The organism is Nitrosovibrio sp. Nv4 (assembly GCF_900215485.1).
In the GTDB taxonomy this organism is placed as follows: Bacteria; Pseudomonadota; Gammaproteobacteria; order Burkholderiales; family Nitrosomonadaceae; genus Nitrosospira.
In genome coordinates this window covers 1,068,217-1,089,528 of the sequence record NZ_OCMZ01000002.1, presented here as the reverse complement: position 1 = coordinate 1,089,528, position 21,312 = coordinate 1,068,217, and the positions used below count along the sequence as shown (strand labels likewise).

The window sequence follows — 21,312 nt, the reverse complement described above, 5'->3', positions numbered from 1 at the left end:
GTCGTGAATGACTCCGAACAACACCGCCGCGAATGCGAGGCCCGATACGTTATGAAAATGGATGATACCCGCCGCCAAACCTATTACGAAGGCGTCCTGAAACATCGCGGGAAAGCAAAGGCGAATGAGTTGATCGATGACGTGAATGCTATGCGCAAAATAATGAAGGAGGTTGAGAGTGTCTGATTTTGCGAAAGGGATGATGGTGATACTGCTTTCGGTCGCGGTATTTTTCTTGGCATTCGGCGCTGGCGTCGTGGCAGACAAATCCGCTACATCTGCCGACTGTGAGAATTACGGCGCAGTCAAGCTCAACGGCAAATTGTACGAGTGCAAGCTGAAATGACCTTCCGCCGCGCCGCCAAGGTAGACGCCAATCAACCCGAGATAGTCGAAGCATTCCGCAAGATGGGCTGTTCTGTGCTGATCATTAGCCAGCTAAAGGGATGCTTGGATTTGGTTGTGGCAAAGAACAGAAAGACAGTGATTGTAGAAGTCAAGGATGGCAGCAAGCCGCCCAGCGCTAGGCAACTTACGCCACTGGAGAGAGTGTTCTTGGATGCTTGGCGAGGAGAGGCTGTAATAGTCGAGTCGCTGGATGACGTGTTGCGAGTTGTGAAGGAGTTGGAGGCGTGAAAGCCGAATGGGACGGAGAGGGTAATCCCCTGAACCTTCTGGCTGCCGCTGAGGATGCTCATAAATGGCTCGAGATGTTCGCGGATAGGCCGATGTCCTCGTTTAATAGTTTGAAGGCCGCGAGAGACGAGCTCAGGAAGTTTCTTGACGAGGCGCAAAAGTGAACGACAAACAAACCATCTTTCTAGTCGGCCTCAAGCAAAAGCAATTCGCTCATCAGTGCATAGATCGGGCTCCAGCGGATTTCATGTGCCAGATTAAACCAAAGACGCGCAAGGAAATTCAGAGCGGGCGTTTCCACGCGATGTGCGGCGATGTGGCGCGCCAACTGAAATACATGGGCAGGACGCTCACCAAGGATCAGTGGAAGGTGCTGTTTATTTCTGGCCACGCCATAGCGACAGGGTTGGGCGCTGACATCGTGCCTGGGCTGGAAGGAGAGTTTGCCAATATCCGGGAAAGCTCGGCGCAGATGTCTGTAAAGCGCATGGCCAGCCTGATCGAGTACGTTGCTGCCTATGGTAGCGAGCATGGTGTGCAATGGAGCGAACCGGAGCGGCCAGAGGATGAGGAAATGATGAATAGGAGGTATGCGTGATTCATTACCACGGGCTGCCGATCACGAATCAGGGCGCTACAGCTGCCGTTGCGGCGATTAATGCCGGCCATGCTTTCATCTCCTTTCGCTCGCCCGAACAACTCAGTTTAGCTCTCGAAATTTGCCAATCCTTTGCTGTAGACAATGGGGCTTTCAGCGCGTGGAAAAGCGGGAAGCCCGTTACAGACTGGAGTAGGTATTACGCATGGGTTGGCGGATTGCATCGAGTCCCGACATTCGACTTTGCCGTAATCCCCGACGTTATCGACGGCGACGAAGCGGCTAACGATGAGTTGCTAGAAGAGTGGCCCTGGCGCACTACCGCGCCCTGGATTGGCGCCCCTGTTTGGCACATGCACGAATCCATAGAGAGGCTAGTCAGATTGGCAAATACTTTCCCGCGCGTTTGCATCGGGAGCAGTGGCGAGTTTGCAGCGGTAGGAAATGCGCGTTGGTGGGATCGCATGGCTGAGGCGATGAATGCTATTTGCGACCGATCCGGTTTGCCGATCTGCAAATTGCACGGCTTGAGGATGCTCAACCCTGACGTTTTCAGTCGCTTGCCGTTCGCATCGGCTGATAGCACCAACATCGCACAAAACATTGGAATCGATTCAGCTTGGCGAGGTACCTACGCGCCACCATCAAAGGAGGCTAGGGCATGGGTAATGCGGCAGAGGATAGAGAGCGTGCAATCAATGACATTCTGGAGGAAACAAGAGATCCAAGAGTCCTTGCTGAGAGACTTGTTATCGCCAAAAGAGAAATGCGCTTTATGAAAATGGCTTTAGATAAGCAGGCCGAAAGGTTAATAGTGGACACAACAGATCCCGCATTAATGGGAAAGCGATGACCTATCGCAACCGATCGTTCCTTGACCTTGCCCACAAAGCCCCATGCTTCGCCGACTTCCCGCATGAGTGTCACGGCTGGCAAGGATGCGATCCGGCGCATAGCGATAGTCAGATATTCGGACGCGGGCATGGGCATAAAAGCAACGATTGGGCTGTAGCGTTCCTCTGCAACACGGCTCACAAGATGCTTGATTATATGGACCGGGAAGACAAGCAGGCAACTTGGCTACGCGCTTTCGTTAAGACGCAGAACTATCTATGGGAGAGCGGAAAATTGAAGGTGGTGAAATGAGCTTAAGAAGTGTCTTAAACGCGATCGCTTTTGCTATGTCTTCAATGCCACAACATGGCGAGCAGAGAAGAGCCAACCCATCCGGATCACCCAAACGCAATCAAGAGCGCTCCATCAAGCGCATGGCTCAGCGGTCGCGGGTGATTAACAGGATGCGTAAACGATGAGAACTTCGTCCTGGATGAGTTTGTCTGCGCTGCTATTTATTGTGGTCGAGTCGCTTGGCGATCAGCCGGCGACATTGGTGCCCGTAATCCTTGCGTGCACTGGATTAATTATCAGGGAGATAGAGCGGAAATGAAAACGGCCATTCTCCCATCTTGGATGTACAGATCGCCAGAAGAGATTTGTGATGGCCTTATTGCCCGATCAAACCGCCAGGACCAGCCCGCACCCAAACCGCAACCAAAACGGCAGCGCAAGGATCGTTACTACAGCCAAAGCCGGTCAATTCATTTGCGGGAACTCGTACGCATCGCCAAACGTGGAGGATTACGCAATGTTTCATAGCGCTCACAGCGCCCTTGCCTGGGCATATCAGGTTTCTGCAACGCCGATCGTAAAGCTATCGAGCGTCAACGCAATGTGCGGTACTCCGCGGCGATCCGGTCAGAATCTGTTGCTGTCGCACTTATCGGTGCATGAGCAACACGCTCAAGCCGCGGCGATAATCGGCATAGCAGAGCGGTTAGAGGATCCGGCTTACCGGGAGTACATCGCGGCGAGGTTCGGGGGCATGACGAAGCCGGAAGATGTCACTGTGATGATGAACAGGATATTCCAGGCGCTGGGTACCGGGATTCACGGCAGGCGAGGGGCGTATAAACTGTTGTTGTGTTACTTTGGAAAAACCATTAGCCACAAATCCATCAGATATGACCTCGCGTGCGGGAATGACATGGTGGTTGCTATTCGACGTGGGGTTTATAACATGCTTGACGTGATCCACAGTCGCGCCATGGCTGATATGGCAGAAGATTTAGAGTCGCACGGGTTGATTGCGCGCGAATGGAATTATGCGTAGCGATCTAATCGAAGGAACGGTGCGCTCTTAAGGGTTTTTTTGATCCTTGCATGACTGAGAGACTCGGGTGAACATAAAACTCTCGCCTTTATGGAAGCCAATACATACCTCCCACTTCGAACCACATTCACCCCACATCGGGACAACAGTGAGATCTCCTCTTCCGCCCCATTTGGCATCGTAGTTGTCACCTCCATCCTTTAAATACGAAGGTTCCATATGATTATATGAGCCACTGCAAACTGGGCACAGAAGTTTCCGGACGTCTGAACCACCCCACCCTGCGTCATTTATATCGATGCATGGAAGGATGTCGCCAATCGGCAGTGGATCAATATCCATTTGTTGCTTCTCCATAAAAGAGGGGCATCATATAGGTTCAGTTAGTTACGGGTCAAATTTAAACGAATAAGGCTTGCTTTTTCTCGGGAACGTGATAGAAGTATTTATATAGAGTGCGAAATATTCACTCCGAAACCTAACCCACCCCTAACCCGGTGGGTTTTTACATTTCTGGCCTGCCAATTTCGGCGGGCTTTTTTTATGGGCGAAAACAAAATGAACTCCAGCGGCGGAATGGTGGGTCTGCGTGCAGCGAAGATTCGGGTGGATAGCGGTCTTAACGAAGAGGCCGTAATGCGGGAAAAGTGCAGCGGACGCGTATTGGAGAGTCTAGATCATCAGGCGCAGCGGCTTGAAATGCTCGCTGCCAGTTTGGAGAAAGCTTTCGCTGGCGTGCTTCGGCCTGATTCTGTATCCAGCGGCAGCGTTAACGGCTCGGAGCCAGCGTTGCCCCCTATGCCAGAGTTTCTTGAACAACTCAATCAGCGTATTAATTCCATCGACTCAAGCCTGGACCGCATCCAGTCCTTAATCCATCGTAGCGAGCTGTAGAAACAATGTTTGCGAGTCCCGCTATCACTGCAATCATCATCGCTGTCTTTGCTGCGCTATCTTTCGGTGGCGGCTTCGTCGTTAGCGATTGGCGCTCTGGCAAGGAGGTGCAGCGGCTCGGATCAGAGAATGTAGTGCTGCGAGCATCGAACGATAAATGCGCTACCGACATTGGTACGGTTCAGGCTGGGGTAAAAGAAGTCACCGACGCGCTGGAAGCCAAAGAACTCGAAGCTCAGGCGGCGATGAAGTTGGCTCAGGTATCTGCCAAGAAGCATTCAGACTTGGCCGCGGAGCTTCGTAACGGGTTGCCCGTTCGCCCAGGTGAGACTCAGTGCCAGGCAGTAGAGAGGGAGCAGCGGGAATATGTGGGAGGTCGCCGTGCGGCCGAGTAGCTTAATCCTGGTGCTGGCGCTAGTGGGATGCGCAGGTAAACCGGTTGTCGAAACGCACGTAGTTGAAAAGCTCGTGCCTGTACCGTGTGAAGTCACGCTTCCCGCTGAGTGCAAGGATGCTTATGCGGTAGACAAGGTATCCATCAAAGACGACGCCTTGACGATCAATAGGGCGTTGCGGTCGGAGATCGAAGAGCGTTCTGCCTGTGAAGTGATGCTCAGGGCTGCGGTACGAGGCTGTAATCATTCGTTAGGAGATAAGTAATGGCGCAAAGTAGCGGCGTAATCCTTTGGAAGCGCGCATGGCGGACCTCAGATGGCGTTGTCTTTTCAACGCGCCCGTACGCAACAGAAGAGGATTTGCTTAAGTCAGAGCCTGCGGATGGCAGATGGTGCGGTGATCCGTTCAGTTTCGTTGCCGATGATTTTGCGCTAGCAGATTTCGAAAGATGCGAAGCCAATGACCGGAAGCGGCAAGAGTTGTTTGACTCACAGAATGGCATGTGCGCGTGTTGCGGGGAACCGCTGGAGCGTTCGTTCAACATGCAGCCAGTTACCCCGCCGCGCCTTGTGAGGATTGAGTGCGTGCGTAACGGCTCGGCTTTACTGCACGCGTTGCCGTGACTGGGGAAAAGAAACCGACGGAAAAGCGCAAGCCCGGCACCGTCAAAAGAAAGGCGGGAGCGCCATCGATCAAGACACCCGCTTTACGCTCCGCTATCTTTGAAGGCATCGCTCTCGGTAAGTCCGCAAGGTCGATGTGCATAGAACTCGGTATCAGCCAGCGCGCTTTATGGAACTGGCTTGATTCTGATCAAGAATTTATGCAGCAATACATAAAGGCCAAGGAGCTCTCGGCTGATGTTCATTTTGAAGCCATCATTGATATTGCTGATGACGCCGCAAACGATGTCATTGTTGCCGAGGACGGACGCGAGGTAACGAACCACGAAGCTATCGCCCGCTCCAGGCTGAGAGTCGATGCGCGTAAGTGGGTCGCCGCAAGATTGTCTCCAAAGAAATATGGGGATCGTACAACTACCGCCCTTGAAGGCGGTGATCCCGACAAGCCGATTCTATCGAAAATCGAGATTTCCTTCATCCCCGCTCAAAAACCTCAATCGTAGAGGCGATATGAGCGATTTAAATTAGCCGGTTGATACTCAGGTATAGGGTGAAGTGGGAAACCATCATCCTTTTTTCTGAGTTGGTATCGAAATTAGCGGGGTTATATTTTCAGAAGTGGGAAATGACATTAAAAAGGAGTGAAAAATGAAGGGTTATTACAAGGTTCCGTTTCGTAAGGTTTATTGCGAAACCCTGCGGTTGTGGCTCGCGGCCACGATTAACTGTCATGTGGTGCTGCGTTTAGCCCCGCCTTGTTTGCCCGATGTGTCAGAGTAAATGACAGTCATTGCCTGGGACGGCCGCACTCTAGCGGCCGACAAAAGGTCTATTAATTCCGGCCTTGCTCGCACCGTAACCAAAATCTACCGAGTTGGTGACTCCGTTGTGGCGATTGCTGGAAACCTTGACCAAGGCCTGCTGATGGTCGAGTGGGTTCGTAATGGATGCAATCCAGAAACGTTTCCAGGTAGCCAGAGAGACAAAGATGATTGGGCGACAGTTGTTGTGGCTGATGCGAACGGTGTGCGCAGCTACGAACGGACACCATACCCAATCGCCGTTGAGGATAAGTTTTGGGCTGCGGGGTCAGGCAGGGACTTTGCGTTGGCCGCAATGCATCTCGGCAAATCTGCAATCGAGGCTGTCCAGGTTGCTTGTGTGTTTCAGTCTGATTGTGGGAATGGTTGCGACTCATACGAAATATGACCTCCCATAGAGCCGAATTCCCCGAGAAACTTGAGTTCCTGTTTCACCCGGCTAGATACAAGGTTCTCTACGGTGGTCGTGGTGGCGCGAAGTCGTGGGGAGTCGCAAGAGCATTATTGATCCAAGCCGCCGCTTCACCGCTTCGCATACTGTGCGCTCGTGAGTTTCAGAACTCCATAGTTGAGTCAGTGCATCACTTATTGCAGTCGCAGATCGCCTCTCTTGGCCTGGATTCGTTTTACGAGATACAGAACGCCACTATCAAGGGAGCCAACGGCAGTGAGTTCGTATTCGCCGGCCTGAGAAACAACGTTACCAAGATCAAGTCATTTGAAGGCGTGGATCGAGTCTGGGTTGAGGAAGCGCAGACCGTTTCGAAAACATCCTGGGAAGTATTGATCCCCACCATCCGGAAGAATGGCTCAGAGATATGGTTGACGTTCAACCCTGAGTTGGATTCAGACGAGACTTACCAACGTTTTGTCGCAAAGCCGCCGAGTGACGCTGTCGTGGTCAAGATCAATTGGGACGATAACCCATGGTTTCCTGAGACGCTGCAGAAGGAAAAGGATGAGCTGAAGGCGCGTGATCCGGATGCTTATCAGAATATTTGGGAAGGAAACTGCAGGGTAACGCTCGATGGGGCGATTTACGCGAAGGAATTGAGGCAGGCCCAGGAAGAGGGGCGGATTGGCAGGGCTCCATATGACGCGGCCAAGCAAGTACAAACGTTCTGGGATCTTGGTTTCGCAGACAACACCAGCATTTGGTTCGCGCAGAGCATCGGCGCCGAACTGAGGCTCATAGATTATTACAGTAATAACCAGATGCCATTGAATCACTACATCGGCGTGTTGCAAAACAAAGGGTACATATATGGGACCGATTATTTACCCCACGATGCCCGCGCAAAGACACTCTCAACAGGGCGAAGCGTGGAGGAGTTGATGGTATCAGCCGGACGGAAAGTTCAGATAGTGCCGAATCTTTCCATCTTCGACGGCATCAACGCCGCCAGAACCGTGTTCAATCGCTGTTATTTTGATGAGCAGAAATGTGCTGAAGGATTGCAATCGTTGAGACATTACCGGTTCGAAGTTGACAAAGATACCAAGCAGTTTAGCGGAAGGCCATTGCATGACTACCACAGTCACGCGGCCGACGCTTTCAGATATTTCGCTGTGGCGATTGAAGAGGATAAGCCGGCATCGAGCGCTCGCGGTATCAGGATGCCAGGATGGAGGGCGTGATCAAGTTTCCTGTTGCCATAGTTCGGCGAGCGATCGAGTTGAGCGCTAACGCGCACTCAATGTTTCAGGGGCGCGCAGAACCGGTCCGGGTAACCACAAGCGAGATCCTTGAGTTGGTCCTTGAATGGCGGATCGGCGAAAAGAAGCTCGCTATATGCCTCAGCGACAATGCTCGGCGAATACGTAAGGGTGTCAGGGTATGGAATGGAAGATTCCGCGAGGCTGTCCGATGATGCATCCAAAAAACTGTTCGACTGGTTCCTTAGCTAATGACAACTGAAGCCCCGATCACCAAGGATATTGATGTTTCCGCATACGACAAGATATGCCGCGACATCAGAAACTCTCCAAAGTGGCGCCTCGACTCCGATACCGATTGCGATTACTACGATGGCGCCCAGACGAGCGTCGAGGTTAACCAGCGCCTCAAGGATGCCGGAATTCCGCCGCAAGATAGCAACCTGATCAAGCCGACGATAAACGCCGTCCTGGGCCTTGAAGCGCGCTCACGCACCGATTATAAAGTAACCTCCGACGATGAACAGCAGGCCGAGATAGCCGAGGGTCTGTCCGCGAAGATCAAAGAAGTAGAAAGCGAGAGCCGCGCTGATCGGGCAATGTCCGACGCCTATTCCAGCATGATTCGCTCCGGTATCGGCTGGGTTGAAGTATCACGCGAATTCGATCCGCTGAAGTACCCGTATCGGGTCCGCGAAGTACATAGAAACGAGATCCATTGGGACTGGACGGCCAGGGAACCCGACTTGTCCGATGCGCGTTACTTGCGCCGTGATAAATGGGTAGACCGAGAACAGGCGTTGCGCATGTTTCCGGAAGAATCTCAGTTGATCGGGAACTCGTGGAATCGCTGGAACACGTTGGACGTTTACGACGGTGGCGATACGAACATGGCTCGGGCGTACGAGATCGAGCAGACCTGGGGAAGGAATCAAGAGGATTACCTGAATCAATCTTCTGGCATGGTGCGCTTGTCTGAGCTCTGGTACCGGCATTACGAAGATGCGCACGTTCTGGCGCTTCCTGACGGCAAGTCCATAGAGTACGTTGAGGAGAATCCATATCACCAGGCGGCGGTCGCTCAAGGGCTCGTGCAGGTCCAGAAGGCGCTGCTGTCGAGATTGCGTGTCTCAATATGGCTCGGGCCACATAAATTGATGGACGTGCCTACGCCTCTCCCACACAGCAATTTCCCCTACGTGCCTTTCTGGTGCTTCCGTAAAGACAGAAGCCGCACACCTTACGGCCTGATTCGCGATATGCGCGGGCCGCAGGATCAGATCATTGATCTGGATATTCTGCTTTATGAAGTCCTGAATTCGGTCAAGGTAGAGGTCGATAACGACGCGCTGGACCTGTCTCAAAACACGTATCAGGAAGTCGCGCAGAACATGAGCAGTCTGAGGTCGATGACTGTGTTGAATTCGCAACGGCGCAACGCGAACGGCTTTAGAGTCACCCGGGAACACGCTCTTGCGGCTCAAGTGTTCCAATTGGTCCAAGAGCGCAAGAAACGGATTGAAGAGGTTGGCGGCATCTACCGCGCCATGCTCGGGGCTGATTCTTCGGCGACCAGCGGCGTTGCAATCAATAATTTGGTCGAGCAGGGATCCACGGTACTGGCTGAGCCGAACGACAATTTCCGTTATGCCCGGCGGATGGTAGGCGAGCAACTGCTGGCATTAATCAAGCAAGAGATGATCGGCAGGCCTACGGCTATCGCTGTTAAGCAGGGAGCAAAGCAAAAGACCATCTACTTTAATCGCAAGTTGGACGATGGAACGGTAGAGAACGACATCGCGAGCGCGGCGGTCAAGGTCGTGCTTGAGGACATTCCCGCTACTCCGACGTTCAGGGCGCAACAACTGCAGGCGATGAGTCAGATCGTGCAGGCAGCGCCGCCTCAGTTCCAGGCTGTGCTCTATCCGGTAATGCTCGAACTGTCCGATGTGCCGAATCGTCATGAGCTTGCTGATCAACTGCGGCAAGTAGCGGGCATCGCTGAGTCTGATCAGCAAATGCAGGCCATGCAGCAGCAGGCGCAGGTTGAGATACAGCAGCGGGATCAAGTTATCCAAGGATTGCGGGGCGAGTTGACCAAGACTCAGCAGCAACTATCCGACAGATCCCGCGAGTTGGACATCAAAGAACAGGATCTTGAACTCAAGGATAAGAAGATCGACGTTGACGCGGAACTGAAAGCGCGGGAACTGGACATTAACTCCAGGCTTAAAGCAGAGGAAATAGTGTCAAAGCATATAGATAGCGCGCATATTTAAACAAAAATACGAAGGACAGACATGATTCGATTATTGGAAGCAAAAACAGTAGCGGGCGTTCGTTATGGCGCCGGCGATGTCGTTAATTTTTCCTCTGAGATCGAGTCGCAACTTGTATCTGCGGCAGAGGCGGAATCTCTACCTCTAGTACTGACTTACACTTGGAATACGCGCCCGAATTACTCCGTTACTGCGGTCGGTACGGTCATCAATATCTCAGATGTTGGGGGTGAAGCGGGATCTTTCTGGAAGGCGACCTCGGCGGGATGGATGCCGCTTAATGGTCAAGTAAAACTGGCCGGCAAGCAGGGATCGATAGCGGCTCCAGTAGCCACCATTACAGGATCAGCCGATGCTCTATTCAACCTGAGCGGTGGATTCGGCTCTCTTGTCATCCCTGCCAAGATGCTTATCCCAGGGCATTCAGCGCTTCGGCTGCGCGCTTTATTCTATCGCCGCGGAGCAACAGCTGCAGCCACGGCGACTATCTATATCGGCACTGCCGGGACTTCCGCTGACCCAAGGGCGTATTTCCTGAGCCTAACGGCCACGAACCTACAGCAGAACAGGGCAGATGCAGAGCTGGTTGTTGCAACTGCGACCACAGCATGTACTACCGCGTGGCTTGCTCCACAGCAGCAAACGACTGGTGCAGCGTCTGATCTAACTACCAATATCAATACTGACGCGGCTATGACAGTTTCAATCGGCGTGGCGACCGCGAGCGCCTTGGATTCCTTTGACTTGATCAGTTACTCAGTGATTCTCGAATCGATATGAGTTTGTTGGTCGTCAATCTCGCTCCGGTAGCGCCTTTCGCTGGCCATCACGAAAACTGGATGCTCCCGGATTCTTACGACGTTGCGATGAGCTCATCTCTGAGTTGGCATCATCAGTGCGTCTTGGATACGGAAGGCATTTTATATCCCTGCTCGTGGGTAGCGATGGAGACAGCGGAAGGCGTTTACGACTTCTCGGCGTTAACGACGACCCTTAATTACGCGGCTACATACGGAAAAAAGGTAATCGTTCGAATCTTCACGAAAACCGTTTCCGCCGCCAAGCCGAAGCCTTTGCCAGCGTATATTCTGAACGATGAAGTCACCTACGGGGGTGATGCAACAACAGGTGGATTACGGATAAACAGATTCAGCGCATGGTCTCCGCGGCTAGACAATCCGAATGTAATGGCGCGTTACAAAGCGTTGATTACAGCGATGGCGGCAGCAGTCGGAAACCACTCGGCCCTTCAGGGTATTGGCCCTGACGAATCCGCATGGGGATTTGGCGAGCTATGGCCTGTTGCCGGGTTGACGACAGGGCAGATTAGAGACGCTCATCGCGAGATGTGCTTACACATTCAGAGCTGCTTCCCCGGTAAGGAGATTTATCCCTTCTATAACTATTGCGATGGGAGCGAAGACGCGGAGGTCGTGGCCGAGCTTAACTGGTCTATCGGGCAGGGAATGTATGCCGGTCTCTCTGACACGCACCGAATACCTGATATGCAGTCAGGAATACCGCCGGTTGCGACAGCCTTCCCGATGGCCGCCAAAACGATCATGTGCGTCGATTACATGAGCGTCGGGGAGGATGATTCGGGCGTAACCGAAAGGATGCTGGAAAACGCAAGAACTACGGCTCTGCGCGGAGCTGACATTACAGTTTGGCTCAATTGGGGCGGAGCGTCGGGTAATTGGTGGGCCGCAGCCAAAAACGCTATGGCTATTATCGGATAAGAATTACTTAAATATCAACACACTAAGCCGCCCCTGGAAACTCGGGCGGCTTTTTTAATGGGTATCAACTTCAGTTACTCGAAATCTTCGAATAACTGTTGATAGTTTCACGCGCTAACGGCGATACCGCAGTCTTTTATTAACCCCGAAAGGGCGCGCTCACTGCGTTAAGAAGTGGAGATGAAGGCAATGGAAGTAGATCAACTTACGGATGAGCAAATAGCAAATCTCACGCCGGAACAAATCGAGGAACTGGAGAACGACCCCAGCAAAATCGAGGAGATTCTAGGCAAGCAAGCGGCAAAGGATGAGCCCGAACAGGAAGTGGATAGCGCGGCTAACGGCGCGGGCGAAGATGTGCCGGTCGTTCTGAACAAGAGCGGCAAAGGGATTATTCCCTACGAGAAGCACAAGGAATTGCGGGTGGAGAATTCTACGCTCAGGCAGGAACTCGAGGATGCCAAAGGCAAACTGGACGAACTGCTGAAGGCTAAGGATGAGGCCAAGACTGGCAAGGATGAGGCGAAGGTAGATGATGCCATAGCCGCGCACCTTGAGAACATCAAGGAAAACATGCCGGAACTCCACGAAGTGATTACCTCAGTTCTCAAAGGAAGCCGAGAGCAAGGCGAAAAGCTGGAAAAGACGCTGCAAGAGTTGAAACGCGAAAAGGAGGAATCCGAGCGCGTGAAGCAATTGAGCGTTGCCGAACAGGTTGCCGAAGCCAAGGACAATAACCCTGACTTGACACATTGGGAGAGCAACGATCCGGAAGCCTGGGACGAAGCGCTTAAGCAGGACGAGATTCTGAGAACCGCCAGCAAGTGGGCGAGCAAGCCATACGCTGAACGATTCGAGGAAGTCGCCCGCCGGGTGCGCGCCATTATGCCTGACGCCTCCGCACCGAAAAAAGCAGATGAGCCGGAGCAGATCAAAGTCAAGGCGAAAGCCAAGCTTGACGCTGCACCGGCGAAGAAACCCACAACCCTATCGGATATTCAAGGCGGCGCAAATCCTGCATCCGAAAGTGAGCAACTTGAGAACCTGAGTCCTCTGGAACTCGTCAAGAAGCTCACCAGCATGCCGGAACATAAAGCGCGCGCCCTGAGAGCCGAATTTGATTAAGGAAATTTGAAATGGCTGAAACAAACGTAGCGAGCGGAAGTTCGTTAGCAGTAAAACACTATAGCGCGGCGCTGTTTGCCAATACGCTGAAAGGCTCCACCGCGATCGATCAGTTGGTCGGGGCGATTGAACCGAGCTCAGGGATGGAAATGGTAGCCGGGCAGACTCATGCCGGCATGCCGATCGTGCGCATCGACAACCTGATGAAGAGCGCAGGCGACGTTGTATCTCTCGACTTGGTTGATACGATCAGCGGCGAACCCCTGATGGGAGATGTAAACCGCGAAGGCCGCGGCAGCGCGCTCTCGTTTTCTTCGATGGAAATCAAGATCGACTTGTCCAGCAAGGTCATTGACGCTGGCGGCTCGATGTCGCAGCAACGCACGAAGCACAATCTGCGCGAGATTGCTCTTGCTCAGTTGTCTGGTTATTTTCCGCGGCTGAACTCCCAGCAAGTGCTCGTGCATCTGGCTGGTGCCCGGGGATCGCAAATTGGTACGGATTGGGTTATCCCTCTCCAAAGCGCATCGAACTTCGGCTCGATCATGGTTAACTCGGTTAAGGCCCCTACCTACAACCGGCATTATGTGGTGAACGGCGCGAACCTTACGCAAGGTGGCCAGCAATTGGGCTCCATCGTATCTACCGATGCGCTGAAGCTTGCTCACCTGGACGGATTGCGCAAGCTCATCGACGATATGGATCAGCCTCTGCAATCCATCAAACTCGCCGGTGACAAGGCCTCGCAAACCTCGAAAATGTGGGTATTCCTCGCAACGCCGAATCAATACTCGATTCTGCTGAGCGAAGGGTCTCTCCGCGCTTTCCAGCAAAACGCCGTGAACCGTGCCGCTTATTTCGACACTCGCCATCCGCTGTTTGCCGGCGAAGTTGGAATGTGGAACGGCATCCTGGTGGTGAAGAACGAGCGTGCCGTGCGCTTTGCCCCGAGCGAGTCCACGAAGATCATCACTTCGGCCAATGCCGCAACCGCCACTGAAACCGATCAGACTGTGAATGCTTCTATCGGCGCCGGTTACGGGGTAGAGCGCGGCCTGTTGCTTGGCGCGCAAGCCTTGGGTATCGCCTACGGCAAGACCAAGACCAGCGGCATGCAGTTCGGCTGGAAAGAGCACTGGTACAACTTCGAGAGCAATCTGGAAGTCATGGGCGAGAAGGTTTGCGGCCACATGAAAACCCGCTTCTCCATCGACGACGGCACCGGTTCCAAGGTTCCGACAGACTTCGGCGTGATAGCGGTTGACTCGGCCGTCCCTCTCTAACCTGAAATGACATAAGCGGGGCTTTCATAGCCCGCTAGTCCCTTAATTCGCAAGGAGTTTTATCAATGGCTACATTTAGCGCAACAGACTTGAATACCAAACCCATGCACATGGGCGGGTATGGAAACATGGCACTGGCCTGGGGCTCGGTTACGCCGACCGCTGGCGCATTGGCTGATGTGTACAAACCACTTCGCATTCCTGCTGGAATGACTTTGACTGGCCTGGAAATCGTGAATGATGACCTGGACAGCAACGCAACGCCTCTTATGGCCTGCAAGATCGGCTACGAGCCGGTGAATTCGACTGATGGGCCTACCGCTGACGATGATTATTTCGTCGCTGCTGGCAGCACGATCCTGCGGAGCGCCGCTCGCACGTCGATGAATTTCCAGCCGGTGAAGTTCGAAAAGGATGTGTGGGTAACAGTGACTCTGACAGCCGCCGCCGCAACGTTCGCATCGGGCAAGGTTACGGCAATAGCAACCGGCGAAGCGACCGGCGTCAAGTAAGTTTCCTTTGAAGCGGTGGGGCAACTCTTCGGGGTTGCCCTTTTTTTGGAGTGCAAATGCCACAAGTTAAATATATAGCCCAAGGCGTAAAGGTAGACAGCATACGCGGCGTAGGGCTGCGTTGGGAGCCCGGGCAAGTGCGCAATGTAAGCGCAGAGGTTGCTGAAAGACTGTTGGTCTACGTCGACACATGGACGCCGGTGGATAACGTCGACTCAAATCAAGAGCCTGATAACACAGAAAAAAAAGATGTCGACACTACGTCGACGCAAGCCGAAGAAATAGGCCTGTCGACTGAAGAAAAGGCTGTGGAAGAGCCACTTCCTGTAGTCGACTTCCATGCCATGGACAAGGACGCTCTGATCAAATTCGCTGAAACGAAATACAACGAGCGGCTGGATAAGCGCAAGAACGAAGAAACGATCCGGCACAGAGTCATTGCGCTGTTCGGTAAACATGAGACGGATAACTGATGGCGTTCACCTACCAAAGCGTGGTGGACCTGGCCAGGATCCCGCTCAACGATTCCGATAAAGCCCGGTACACGGACGTTAATTTGCTTGCTTACGCCAATCATGGCGTTCTTGCTGTCACCAAGCGCAGGCCGGATTTGTTCGTGGGGCAGTATTCGAGCCTCCCAACCGGAGAGGCTTTGCTGGGAGATGCGTTTCCGCTGGATGCTGAGTATGTTCAGACGCTTGCAGATTATGTCGTAGCAAGGGCTGAACTCGCAGACGATGAGCACACAAACTCAGGCAGAGCTGCAGCATTCGCTCAACTATTCGGAGCGGAGGCACCAGTATGAAGGAATTGATCCAGACCATTGTTATCTGCTCTGTGCCTGTATCAATCATGGGTATGGCGGCATTCCTGATTTATAAGCAAGTGGATGGGTGGGGCTGGTTTTTGTTAATCGCTGCCTTGATAGTGGGATCATTTAAGGGTCAGGTGGATTGATATGAAGTTATGGAGCGAATTCTACGATCTGATTATTCCTGACGTCCCTGGCTGTCCGTTTGCCGCCGCTGACATAGCCCTACGCCAATCCGCGATCACGTTCTGCGAGCAGTCTCTAGCATACAAAGCAACCCACGGCGACATAGCGGTAACGAGCGGTACCGCCTCATATGCATTTGTTCCTCCTGCTCAAGCCGTAATCCACACGATCACTTACGCACAGTTCGATGACGACGAGTTACGGATAACCGGCGAGTCTGGAATTCACATTGCCGACTGGCGCAACGAAACCGGTACGCCAGAATACATCATGGGAGGCGCTACATCGCTCACGCTCGTGCCTGAGCCTGACGTTTCCGGAACGCTGACCATGATTGTCGCGCTCAAACCTTCGGTTGACGCAACAGGCGTTGATGATCTGCTGTTCAACGAATACCGCGAGGCGATTGTTCATGGGGCTCTGTCGAGGCTGATGCTATCGCCCAAGAAGCCGTACAGTAGCGCGCAGCTTGCTGCCTATCACGCGCAGCAATTCACGATTAAGACGGCTGCTGCCGGGATGCGCGCGGCCAGAAATTACACAAGATCGCCGCTGCAAACATCGATCTTGAGAAGGGGTTAATACATGGGACTTAAGTTTTCCAATTTCGGTAAAGCAATCGTAGGCTCAGCACCCAGCGGCACAACCGGTCTAAGTTTCACAGTCGAAGCCGGCAAAGGTCTGCTCTTTCCTAGCTTAGCCGCCGGAGACTACTTCTACGGAATCTTCAAAGACGCTTCCGGTAACCGTGAGGTAGTGAAGATTGAGGCTCGTTCGACCGATGCAATGACCATTGCCGTAGGTGGGCGCGGGCTGGATGGAACGACTGCGCGAACGTGGAGTGCGGGGGATTATTTCGTTGCCGGGCTCTGCAATATCGCGTTGGAAGAATCGCTGTCGAATGCGAATCTGATTGCTTTAGGCGGACTCGCTTCTGCCGCTGACAAATTACCTTACTTTACTGGATCGGGGACTGCTTCTGTAGCTGATTTGACGGCCGCTGCGCGCGCTCTTCTGGACGATGCGGACGCGGCAGCAATGCGGGCAACGTTGGGCGTGGCTACAAGCGCTGAGATTATACCTACGGGCACGGTTATGTTTTTTTTCCAAGCCGCCGCGCCCACCGGGTGGACGCAGGTAACAACACATAACAACAAGGCGCTAAGAATTGTAAGTGGGGCAGGTGGAGGGTCGGGCGGAACCAACACCTTTACCGATACGTTCGGAGTACGCCCTGTATCCGGCACGGTTGGGGGCACTACGTTGACTATAGCGCAGATACCAGCGCATACGCACACAACCACTCATTACGGATTAAGCGGGGGTGGAAGCAGTCCAGGAAAAGGAAATTCCGACGGGTCTAGCGCGGTGGTTACGAGCGACAGCGCCGGAGGAGGCGGCTCCCACACCCACACATTCACCGGCACGTCCATTAGCATGGCTGTGCAATACATTGACATGATCATAGCGAGCAAAAACTAATGAAAGTAAAAGAAGCGGAGTGCCCACTTGGGGCAAAGTGCGAAGAGGTCAAGGTCAATAAGGATGGGGAGCAGGAGTTGCATCGCTGCCCATGGTACGTGCAAATTCGTGGCGTGGACAACAACACCGGGCAGGAAACCGATAGTTTTGCCTGCGCCATTGCCTGGATGCCAATGCTCATGATCAACACAGCCAATGAGTCGCGCAAAGGGGTTGCGGCCACCGAATCGTTCCGGAATGAAATGGTGAAACAGGGTGAGCAGACACAACAGTTGTTGCGACTGCCGGTTGAGTGCCGCACCCCACTAAATCCTTACTCTCACAATCTGGACCGGAGCAACCCTTACTCCCTCACCGTCGATCAATTGCCGAAACACGCATTATGACCGTCTGCACCTGCAACCCGCCGCGCGTCAAAACATTCTGGACAGGATGTTTGGATCAGGCTGCCCATATGCTCTACGGCCTATGCCTGCTGATCGCTTTCACTCAGCCTGTACCGGCATGGGGCGCGACGATCCTTGTGATGGCAGTCGCAACCATCCGCGAGCTTGAGCAAAAGAAGTGGAGCGTGCTGCTGATCGGCCGCATTGATTTGTTCTTCTGGTTCCTGGTCTGTCTCATATTCGATATTTGGTATTATTATTTCCGTTAAGAAACAAAGCACTGTAACGAAACTACTGCCGCCAATGAGCGGCTTTTTTTATGGAGATTCAGATGACGATGTTCCAGCGCCAGAAGCTCAAGGAGTACGCGGAGAAGATGAATGCAGAGGCCGACAAGGGAGCGGATTCTCTGCTGGACAGGCTGAAAGCATCGAAGTGGACTGCGGTAATGCTGTTGGGCGCGGCCGTAGTGATGATCATATTTCTGTGGGCCATTTCCTAATCATGAACTGTGATGACGAAAAGCCGCGTCCAAGAGGGCCGTCTACCTACGCTTTGTCGTTCAGCGGAATTATTGCTGTTGCTGGCCTGCTTGCCTCGGGTGTAGCGACATATAACGCCGTACAAAACGACATCGCCAGTTTAAAGCGCGGCGAAATGTATCAAGAACGAACCAATGAACGGCTGAGTGAAGAACTCAAATCCACAAGAGTTGAGCAGCGTGAATCCATGCAACTACTCAATTCAAAAATGGATCGGCTGATTGAGCAGTGGCCGCACGGGAGGAGATGATGAAATATTTATTCATTCTGTGTGTTCTCGCAGGCTGCAGCGTCCCGCCGCAAACACCAATTCCTGAACTCGCATCGATGTCACCAATGATTGAAGTCCGCGCGACACGGGAAGAGCCGAAAGAGAAAGTAACCGTGATTCGTAACGGAAAGAGTAAGCCGTGCGCAGACATCGATGCCGGCGACGCAGAGGAGTCGGTGCACTTGAAGTTTGATTGCCTGTTGAGTTTGAAGCGCTAAATCATGGACGAAGCGGAGAAGGCTGAGCAGCAAGAGGCGATACACAGAGATGCGGCATTGCGCCACAGAAAGCCGGTACCGGAGCAAGACGGACACTGTCTGAACTGCGGCGAAAAGTCCATTGGCGCGTACTGCAATAAGGAGTGTGGGGATGACCACGAGAACCGAGAAAAATCAATATCAAGATCAGGGCCCCGAATCAAAGCCAAAGAAGAAGAGCAAGACGCTTTGGTACAACGGGATATTGGGAGTCCTGTCTACGTGCATCGCGGGGGTGGAGTTCTTTACCGGGTTCCTTAAAGAGCTCGTGCCCGGCTGGGCTTACATCGTCCTGTTGCTGGTGTGCGCCGGGAACAACGCTGTGAACTGGTATTTGCGCACCGTTACTAGAGAGCCGGTTAAATAAATGCCAACTCCAAGACTGCCGGATTCGATGCTGATCCAGGCGTTGAATCTGATCGAGGAATACGGGAGTCCTTTTTTAGCAGCAAAAGCAGGATGCGGGATACCGAAAGGAACACTTGAAAGCCGGGTCGCCACCGCGAGAATCAGAGGATTGCAGCCGACGTTCAGGAAAGAAGCGCCAAGGATCCATTCGAGGCAGCGGATCGGCAAGATGCACCTTGTTATCCCTGATGGGCAAGTCAAGGAAGGCGTGAATACCGACCATTGGGAATGGATCGGGAATTACATCGTTGAGAAGAAGCCAGATGTAATTATCAACATTGGCGACTTCTGGGATATGCCGAGCCTGTCCATGTACGACAAAGGCAAGCTGCCATTCGAGGGGCGGCGGTATGTCAAGGATGTGAAAGCGGGGCGGGATGCGATGGAGCGGCTGCTAAAGCCTATTCATGACTACAACCGAACCGCGCCCAGGCATGAGCAATACAGGCCGGAAATGGAGTTTACGGAAGGCAATCACGAGCAACGCATCACGCGGGTTGCCGATAACAATCCGGAATACAGCGGGAAGATTGACCGTCTGGATTTGGGTATTGAAGAGTATGGCTGGAATTTTCACCCGTTCCTGAAAGTGATCAAGAAGGACGGCGTTGAATATTCTCACTTCTTCACGTCTGGCGTCATGGGCAGGCCGGTGAGTTCCGCAGCGGCTTTGCTGCGTGAGCGGCAGTGCTCTGCAACGATGGGGCATGTTCAGCATATGGATATTGCTATCCACAAGAAGACACAACAGACGGCTTTGTTTTGCGCGACTTGTTACTCACATGACGAAAGTTATCTTGGGCCGCAGGGCGATGATCATAAGCGGGGAATCATAGTGAAGCATGAAGTTGACGCGGGCAGGTACGACATTATGAGCGTGAGTCTCGCGTTCTTAAAAAAGGCATATAGCTGATGGAATACCCAAGTGAATTTGCCGATGAGAATAAAAAAGAGTCGGCGCTAAATGTGCAGATAGGCGGCAGCCATTACAAGGATATGGGCGCGTTTCAGCCGTGGGAGGTATTGCGTGCCTGGCTGACGCCGGAAGAGTTTAGGGGTTACATGAAAGGCACGGCCATCGCTTATCTTGCGCGGGAGCAGAGCAAGGGCGGCTTTCAGGACATCGAGAAGGCCGCGCACACCCTACAAGGATTGATTGAATTGGAAACCAAGAAATGAAGCTAGTCGAGAACTGGAAAGTAATCATGACCAAGGCCTGGAGCGTAAGGCTTGCGGCCATTGCTGCGCTTATCATTAGCGCGTCGGAATCAGTTCATCTTTTGCCGACCGGCGTTTTTGGCATAACCCCCGAAGCACTCGAGCTTGCTGCTCCGGTGCTGAAGTACCTCGGGTATCTGATCGGTGCTATCGGTGCGTTTCTTGCGCGGCCTACCGATCAGGGAATAGCCGTGGCACAGATTAAAGCTGCGCTCGATGCGGCCAAGAATGGAGGAACGCAATGATTAAGCCATCCGTAAATCAGGCCCGCTCTGCTATCGCTGCCTTGGTACTGACGGCATCTACCCTTGTTGGGCTTGCCGTGCATGAGGGTTATGAGGAGGAAGCGTATGTTCCCGTTTCCGGTGATGTACCTACTATTGGTTTCGGAACTACTGCGGGCGTCAAGATGGGTGATAAGACTGACCCTGTTCGCAGCCTTATAAGGCTTATGGATGAGGTTGAGGATGTTTATGCCGCGGGAGTGAAGCGCTGCGTTAAGGTCTCGCTCTATCAGCATGAGTATGATGCGCTGGTCAGCCTTACATACAACATAGGCGTGTCAGCCTTCTGCGGATCAACACTCGTTCGCAAGCTTAATTCGGGCGACTATGAGGGCGCGGGCAAAGAAATCTTGCGCTGGAATAAGTTCAACGGCAAGCCACTCAAGGGCCTAACCATCCGACGCGAAACTGAATACAAGTTGTACATGGGGCTGGCGTGACCTACCACTACGACTACCGTAACGGGCGAGCAACGCTTAACTGGATTACCCCGAATGTCGGACTGGTGCGCGTGCATGATGATGCCAATGCAATCCCTGGGCCTTACAACTGTGTCGTAACAGTCTACGTGGAAAACGGAGTCTATGAGTTTATGGGATTGTGTGGCCAACGACCAACATTGGCCGAGTTCAAGCACTTTTATGCTTACCTGCGCTCGCTAGGGCTAAAAGGTGGACATCGCCGGGCGAAACCTGGCAAACAGATTTATGCGGTCGAAACTGCTTAAAAACTAGA

The 21,312-nt window shown here is 53.0% G+C and carries 37 protein-coding genes; all 37 read left to right on the top strand.

The annotated features are described in order from the left end of the window. Window positions 1–3: 3 nt before the first annotated feature. The 37 genes from CRO05_RS13205 to CRO05_RS13035 all read left to right on the top strand — a co-directional run bounded on the left by CRO05_RS13205 (window position 4) and on the right by CRO05_RS13035 (window position 21,304). Window positions 4–186, top strand: coding sequence for a hypothetical protein (locus CRO05_RS13205; RefSeq protein ID WP_097067600.1), 183 nt, complete (start codon window positions 4–6; stop codon window positions 184–186). Continuing rightward, a complete protein-coding gene (locus CRO05_RS15620) occupies window positions 179–346 on the top strand; it encodes a hypothetical protein (protein ID WP_159462748.1) in 168 nt (55 codons plus the stop codon). Before CRO05_RS13205 ends, CRO05_RS15620 begins: the two co-directional genes overlap by 8 nt. Then, window positions 343–636, top strand: coding sequence for a hypothetical protein (locus CRO05_RS13200; RefSeq protein ID WP_097067599.1), 294 nt, complete (start codon window positions 343–345; stop codon window positions 634–636). The genes CRO05_RS15620 and CRO05_RS13200 overlap by 4 nt, the downstream gene beginning before the upstream one ends. Continuing rightward, window positions 633–800, top strand: coding sequence for a hypothetical protein (locus CRO05_RS15615; protein ID WP_159462747.1), 168 nt, complete (start codon window positions 633–635; stop codon window positions 798–800). Before CRO05_RS13200 ends, CRO05_RS15615 begins: the two co-directional genes overlap by 4 nt. Next, complete coding sequence (locus tag CRO05_RS13195) at window positions 797–1,234, top strand: recombination protein NinB (RefSeq protein WP_097067598.1); 438 nt, start codon at window positions 797–799, stop codon at window positions 1,232–1,234. The genes CRO05_RS15615 and CRO05_RS13195 overlap by 4 nt, the downstream gene beginning before the upstream one ends. After that, window positions 1,231–2,013, top strand: coding sequence for a hypothetical protein (locus CRO05_RS13190; RefSeq protein WP_097067597.1), 783 nt, complete (start codon window positions 1,231–1,233; stop codon window positions 2,011–2,013). The genes CRO05_RS13195 and CRO05_RS13190 overlap by 4 nt, the downstream gene beginning before the upstream one ends. A gap of 70 nt (window positions 2,014–2,083) precedes the next feature. Continuing rightward, window positions 2,084–2,380, top strand: a complete 297-nt coding sequence (locus tag CRO05_RS13185; protein WP_097067596.1) for a hypothetical protein — start codon at window positions 2,084–2,086, stop codon at window positions 2,378–2,380. Between the two features lie 352 nt (window positions 2,381–2,732). Further along, window positions 2,733–3,404, top strand: a complete 672-nt coding sequence (locus CRO05_RS13180; RefSeq protein ID WP_097067595.1) for a hypothetical protein — start codon at window positions 2,733–2,735, stop codon at window positions 3,402–3,404. 558 nt (window positions 3,405–3,962) lie between these two features. Beyond that, complete coding sequence (locus CRO05_RS13170; protein ID WP_143860934.1) at window positions 3,963–4,298, top strand: hypothetical protein; 336 nt, start codon at window positions 3,963–3,965, stop codon at window positions 4,296–4,298. 5 nt (window positions 4,299–4,303) lie between these two features. After that, window positions 4,304–4,693 carry a hypothetical protein gene (locus CRO05_RS13165; protein WP_097067592.1) on the top strand — a complete coding sequence of 130 codons (390 nt, stop codon included), beginning with the start codon at window positions 4,304–4,306 and terminating at the stop codon, window positions 4,691–4,693. Continuing rightward, window positions 4,680–4,958, top strand: coding sequence for a hypothetical protein (locus CRO05_RS13160; protein ID WP_143860933.1), 279 nt, complete (start codon window positions 4,680–4,682; stop codon window positions 4,956–4,958). Before CRO05_RS13165 ends, CRO05_RS13160 begins: the two co-directional genes overlap by 14 nt. Then, window positions 4,958–5,317, top strand: a complete 360-nt coding sequence (locus CRO05_RS13155) for a hypothetical protein (protein ID WP_097067590.1) — start codon at window positions 4,958–4,960, stop codon at window positions 5,315–5,317. The genes CRO05_RS13160 and CRO05_RS13155 overlap by 1 nt, the downstream gene beginning before the upstream one ends. Continuing rightward, on the top strand, window positions 5,314–5,820 hold the full coding sequence (locus CRO05_RS13150; protein WP_097067589.1) for a hypothetical protein: 507 nt from the start codon (window positions 5,314–5,316) through the stop codon (window positions 5,818–5,820). The genes CRO05_RS13155 and CRO05_RS13150 overlap by 4 nt, the downstream gene beginning before the upstream one ends. 277 nt (window positions 5,821–6,097) lie before the next feature. Next, on the top strand, window positions 6,098–6,526 hold the full coding sequence (locus CRO05_RS13145; RefSeq protein ID WP_097067588.1) for a hypothetical protein: 429 nt from the start codon (window positions 6,098–6,100) through the stop codon (window positions 6,524–6,526). After that, complete coding sequence (locus CRO05_RS13140; protein WP_097067587.1) at window positions 6,523–7,776, top strand: PBSX family phage terminase large subunit; 1,254 nt, start codon at window positions 6,523–6,525, stop codon at window positions 7,774–7,776. Before CRO05_RS13145 ends, CRO05_RS13140 begins: the two co-directional genes overlap by 4 nt. Window positions 7,777–8,045: 269 nt before the next feature. Continuing rightward, window positions 8,046–10,073, top strand: coding sequence for a phage portal protein (locus CRO05_RS13130; protein WP_097067585.1), 2,028 nt, complete (start codon window positions 8,046–8,048; stop codon window positions 10,071–10,073). A 21-nt stretch (window positions 10,074–10,094) separates the two neighbouring features. Continuing rightward, the gene (locus CRO05_RS13125; protein WP_097067584.1) at window positions 10,095–10,853 is read left to right on the top strand and encodes a hypothetical protein; all 759 of its coding nucleotides are present in this window, start codon (window positions 10,095–10,097) and stop codon (window positions 10,851–10,853) included. Further along, window positions 10,850–11,812, top strand: a complete 963-nt coding sequence (locus tag CRO05_RS13120; protein WP_097067583.1) for a hypothetical protein — start codon at window positions 10,850–10,852, stop codon at window positions 11,810–11,812. The genes CRO05_RS13125 and CRO05_RS13120 overlap by 4 nt, the downstream gene beginning before the upstream one ends. A 189-nt stretch (window positions 11,813–12,001) precedes the next feature. Next, window positions 12,002–12,937 carry a hypothetical protein gene (locus CRO05_RS13115; RefSeq protein ID WP_097067582.1) on the top strand — a complete coding sequence of 312 codons (936 nt, stop codon included), beginning with the start codon at window positions 12,002–12,004 and terminating at the stop codon, window positions 12,935–12,937. An 11-nt stretch (window positions 12,938–12,948) separates the two neighbouring features. After that, entirely contained in the window at window positions 12,949–14,220 is a 1,272-nt protein-coding gene (locus CRO05_RS13110) for a DUF4043 family protein (RefSeq protein ID WP_097067581.1), read from the top strand. A gap of 65 nt (window positions 14,221–14,285) precedes the next feature. Then, window positions 14,286–14,732 carry a hypothetical protein gene (locus CRO05_RS13105; protein WP_097067580.1) on the top strand — a complete coding sequence of 149 codons (447 nt, stop codon included), beginning with the start codon at window positions 14,286–14,288 and terminating at the stop codon, window positions 14,730–14,732. Window positions 14,733–14,788: 56 nt separating this feature from the next. Beyond that, complete coding sequence (locus CRO05_RS13100) at window positions 14,789–15,205, top strand: hypothetical protein (RefSeq protein ID WP_097067579.1); 417 nt, start codon at window positions 14,789–14,791, stop codon at window positions 15,203–15,205. Next, window positions 15,205–15,537: a DUF6682 family protein gene (locus CRO05_RS13095; RefSeq protein ID WP_097067578.1), complete on the top strand. Its 333-nt coding sequence runs from the start codon at window positions 15,205–15,207 to the stop codon at window positions 15,535–15,537. Before CRO05_RS13100 ends, CRO05_RS13095 begins: the two co-directional genes overlap by 1 nt. Next, a complete protein-coding gene (locus tag CRO05_RS15610) occupies window positions 15,534–15,689 on the top strand; it encodes a hypothetical protein (RefSeq protein WP_159462746.1) in 156 nt (51 codons plus the stop codon). The genes CRO05_RS13095 and CRO05_RS15610 overlap by 4 nt, the downstream gene beginning before the upstream one ends. Window position 15,690: 1 nt before the next feature. Then, window positions 15,691–16,311 carry a hypothetical protein gene (locus CRO05_RS13090; RefSeq protein ID WP_097067577.1) on the top strand — a complete coding sequence of 207 codons (621 nt, stop codon included), beginning with the start codon at window positions 15,691–15,693 and terminating at the stop codon, window positions 16,309–16,311. Between the two features lie 3 nt (window positions 16,312–16,314). Beyond that, window positions 16,315–17,211 (top strand): hypothetical protein, encoded by an 897-nt coding sequence (locus tag CRO05_RS13085; RefSeq protein WP_097067576.1) that lies wholly within the window; start codon window positions 16,315–16,317, stop codon window positions 17,209–17,211. After that, window positions 17,211–17,597 carry a hypothetical protein gene (locus CRO05_RS15915; protein ID WP_235001435.1) on the top strand — a complete coding sequence of 129 codons (387 nt, stop codon included), beginning with the start codon at window positions 17,211–17,213 and terminating at the stop codon, window positions 17,595–17,597. Before CRO05_RS13085 ends, CRO05_RS15915 begins: the two co-directional genes overlap by 1 nt. Window positions 17,598–17,665: 68 nt before the next feature. Beyond that, entirely contained in the window at window positions 17,666–17,866 is a 201-nt protein-coding gene (locus CRO05_RS13075) for a hypothetical protein (RefSeq protein ID WP_143860932.1), read from the top strand. A gap of 62 nt (window positions 17,867–17,928) precedes the next feature. Beyond that, on the top strand, window positions 17,929–18,099 hold the full coding sequence (locus tag CRO05_RS15605; RefSeq protein WP_159462745.1) for a hypothetical protein: 171 nt from the start codon (window positions 17,929–17,931) through the stop codon (window positions 18,097–18,099). A 2-nt stretch (window positions 18,100–18,101) separates the two neighbouring features. Then, entirely contained in the window at window positions 18,102–18,389 is a 288-nt protein-coding gene (locus CRO05_RS13070) for a hypothetical protein (protein ID WP_097067574.1), read from the top strand. After that, on the top strand, window positions 18,386–18,628 hold the full coding sequence (locus CRO05_RS13065; protein WP_143860931.1) for a hypothetical protein: 243 nt from the start codon (window positions 18,386–18,388) through the stop codon (window positions 18,626–18,628). Before CRO05_RS13070 ends, CRO05_RS13065 begins: the two co-directional genes overlap by 4 nt. Window positions 18,629–18,779: 151 nt before the next feature. Beyond that, window positions 18,780–19,034 (top strand): hypothetical protein, encoded by a 255-nt coding sequence (locus CRO05_RS13060; protein WP_097067572.1) that lies wholly within the window; start codon window positions 18,780–18,782, stop codon window positions 19,032–19,034. Beyond that, entirely contained in the window at window positions 19,035–19,988 is a 954-nt protein-coding gene (locus tag CRO05_RS13055) for a hypothetical protein (RefSeq protein WP_097067571.1), read from the top strand. After that, complete coding sequence (locus CRO05_RS13050) at window positions 19,988–20,254, top strand: DUF3310 domain-containing protein (protein WP_097067570.1); 267 nt, start codon at window positions 19,988–19,990, stop codon at window positions 20,252–20,254. The genes CRO05_RS13055 and CRO05_RS13050 overlap by 1 nt, the downstream gene beginning before the upstream one ends. After that, window positions 20,251–20,538, top strand: coding sequence for a hypothetical protein (locus CRO05_RS13045; RefSeq protein ID WP_097067569.1), 288 nt, complete (start codon window positions 20,251–20,253; stop codon window positions 20,536–20,538). Before CRO05_RS13050 ends, CRO05_RS13045 begins: the two co-directional genes overlap by 4 nt. Then, the gene (locus CRO05_RS13040) at window positions 20,535–21,017 is read left to right on the top strand and encodes a lysozyme (protein ID WP_097067568.1); all 483 of its coding nucleotides are present in this window, start codon (window positions 20,535–20,537) and stop codon (window positions 21,015–21,017) included. The genes CRO05_RS13045 and CRO05_RS13040 overlap by 4 nt, the downstream gene beginning before the upstream one ends. Continuing rightward, a complete protein-coding gene (locus CRO05_RS13035; RefSeq protein WP_097067567.1) occupies window positions 21,014–21,304 on the top strand; it encodes a hypothetical protein in 291 nt (96 codons plus the stop codon). The genes CRO05_RS13040 and CRO05_RS13035 overlap by 4 nt, the downstream gene beginning before the upstream one ends. Window positions 21,305–21,312: the final 8 nt, after the last annotated feature.

What these genes read in the sequence shown, in the direction of transcription:
- CRO05_RS13200 (WP_097067599.1), top strand. Translation starts at nt 343, where the DNA reads ATGACCTTCCGCCGCGCCGCCAAGGTAGACGCCAATCAACCCGAGATA.
- CRO05_RS13185 (WP_097067596.1), top strand. Translation starts at nt 2,084, where the DNA reads ATGACCTATCGCAACCGATCGTTCCTTGACCTTGCCCACAAAGCCCCA.
- CRO05_RS13180 (WP_097067595.1), top strand. Translation starts at nt 2,733, where the DNA reads ATGGCCTTATTGCCCGATCAAACCGCCAGGACCAGCCCGCACCCAAAC.
- CRO05_RS13170 (WP_143860934.1), top strand. Translation starts at nt 3,963, where the DNA reads ATGAACTCCAGCGGCGGAATGGTGGGTCTGCGTGCAGCGAAGATTCGG.
- CRO05_RS13165 (WP_097067592.1), top strand. Translation starts at nt 4,304, where the DNA reads ATGTTTGCGAGTCCCGCTATCACTGCAATCATCATCGCTGTCTTTGCT.
- CRO05_RS13155 (WP_097067590.1), top strand. Translation starts at nt 4,958, where the DNA reads ATGGCGCAAAGTAGCGGCGTAATCCTTTGGAAGCGCGCATGGCGGACC.
- CRO05_RS13145 (WP_097067588.1), top strand. Translation starts at nt 6,098, where the DNA reads ATGACAGTCATTGCCTGGGACGGCCGCACTCTAGCGGCCGACAAAAGG.
- CRO05_RS13140 (WP_097067587.1), top strand. Translation starts at nt 6,523, where the DNA reads ATGACCTCCCATAGAGCCGAATTCCCCGAGAAACTTGAGTTCCTGTTT.
- CRO05_RS13130 (WP_097067585.1), top strand. Translation starts at nt 8,046, where the DNA reads ATGACAACTGAAGCCCCGATCACCAAGGATATTGATGTTTCCGCATAC.
- CRO05_RS13125 (WP_097067584.1), top strand. Translation starts at nt 10,095, where the DNA reads ATGATTCGATTATTGGAAGCAAAAACAGTAGCGGGCGTTCGTTATGGC.
- CRO05_RS13120 (WP_097067583.1), top strand. Translation starts at nt 10,850, where the DNA reads ATGAGTTTGTTGGTCGTCAATCTCGCTCCGGTAGCGCCTTTCGCTGGC.
- CRO05_RS13115 (WP_097067582.1), top strand. Translation starts at nt 12,002, where the DNA reads ATGGAAGTAGATCAACTTACGGATGAGCAAATAGCAAATCTCACGCCG.
- CRO05_RS13110 (WP_097067581.1), top strand. Translation starts at nt 12,949, where the DNA reads ATGGCTGAAACAAACGTAGCGAGCGGAAGTTCGTTAGCAGTAAAACAC.
- CRO05_RS13105 (WP_097067580.1), top strand. Translation starts at nt 14,286, where the DNA reads ATGGCTACATTTAGCGCAACAGACTTGAATACCAAACCCATGCACATG.
- CRO05_RS13100 (WP_097067579.1), top strand. Translation starts at nt 14,789, where the DNA reads ATGCCACAAGTTAAATATATAGCCCAAGGCGTAAAGGTAGACAGCATA.
- CRO05_RS13095 (WP_097067578.1), top strand. Translation starts at nt 15,205, where the DNA reads ATGGCGTTCACCTACCAAAGCGTGGTGGACCTGGCCAGGATCCCGCTC.
- CRO05_RS15610 (WP_159462746.1), top strand. Translation starts at nt 15,534, where the DNA reads ATGAAGGAATTGATCCAGACCATTGTTATCTGCTCTGTGCCTGTATCA.
- CRO05_RS13090 (WP_097067577.1), top strand. Translation starts at nt 15,691, where the DNA reads ATGAAGTTATGGAGCGAATTCTACGATCTGATTATTCCTGACGTCCCT.
- CRO05_RS13085 (WP_097067576.1), top strand. Translation starts at nt 16,315, where the DNA reads ATGGGACTTAAGTTTTCCAATTTCGGTAAAGCAATCGTAGGCTCAGCA.
- CRO05_RS15915 (WP_235001435.1), top strand. Translation starts at nt 17,211, where the DNA reads ATGAAAGTAAAAGAAGCGGAGTGCCCACTTGGGGCAAAGTGCGAAGAG.
- CRO05_RS13075 (WP_143860932.1), top strand. Translation starts at nt 17,666, where the DNA reads ATGCTCTACGGCCTATGCCTGCTGATCGCTTTCACTCAGCCTGTACCG.
- CRO05_RS15605 (WP_159462745.1), top strand. Translation starts at nt 17,929, where the DNA reads ATGACGATGTTCCAGCGCCAGAAGCTCAAGGAGTACGCGGAGAAGATG.
- CRO05_RS13070 (WP_097067574.1), top strand. Translation starts at nt 18,102, where the DNA reads ATGAACTGTGATGACGAAAAGCCGCGTCCAAGAGGGCCGTCTACCTAC.
- CRO05_RS13065 (WP_143860931.1), top strand. Translation starts at nt 18,386, where the DNA reads ATGATGAAATATTTATTCATTCTGTGTGTTCTCGCAGGCTGCAGCGTC.
- CRO05_RS13060 (WP_097067572.1), top strand. Translation starts at nt 18,780, where the DNA reads ATGACCACGAGAACCGAGAAAAATCAATATCAAGATCAGGGCCCCGAA.
- CRO05_RS13055 (WP_097067571.1), top strand. Translation starts at nt 19,035, where the DNA reads ATGCCAACTCCAAGACTGCCGGATTCGATGCTGATCCAGGCGTTGAAT.
- CRO05_RS13050 (WP_097067570.1), top strand. Translation starts at nt 19,988, where the DNA reads ATGGAATACCCAAGTGAATTTGCCGATGAGAATAAAAAAGAGTCGGCG.
- CRO05_RS13045 (WP_097067569.1), top strand. Translation starts at nt 20,251, where the DNA reads ATGAAGCTAGTCGAGAACTGGAAAGTAATCATGACCAAGGCCTGGAGC.
- CRO05_RS13040 (WP_097067568.1), top strand. Translation starts at nt 20,535, where the DNA reads ATGATTAAGCCATCCGTAAATCAGGCCCGCTCTGCTATCGCTGCCTTG.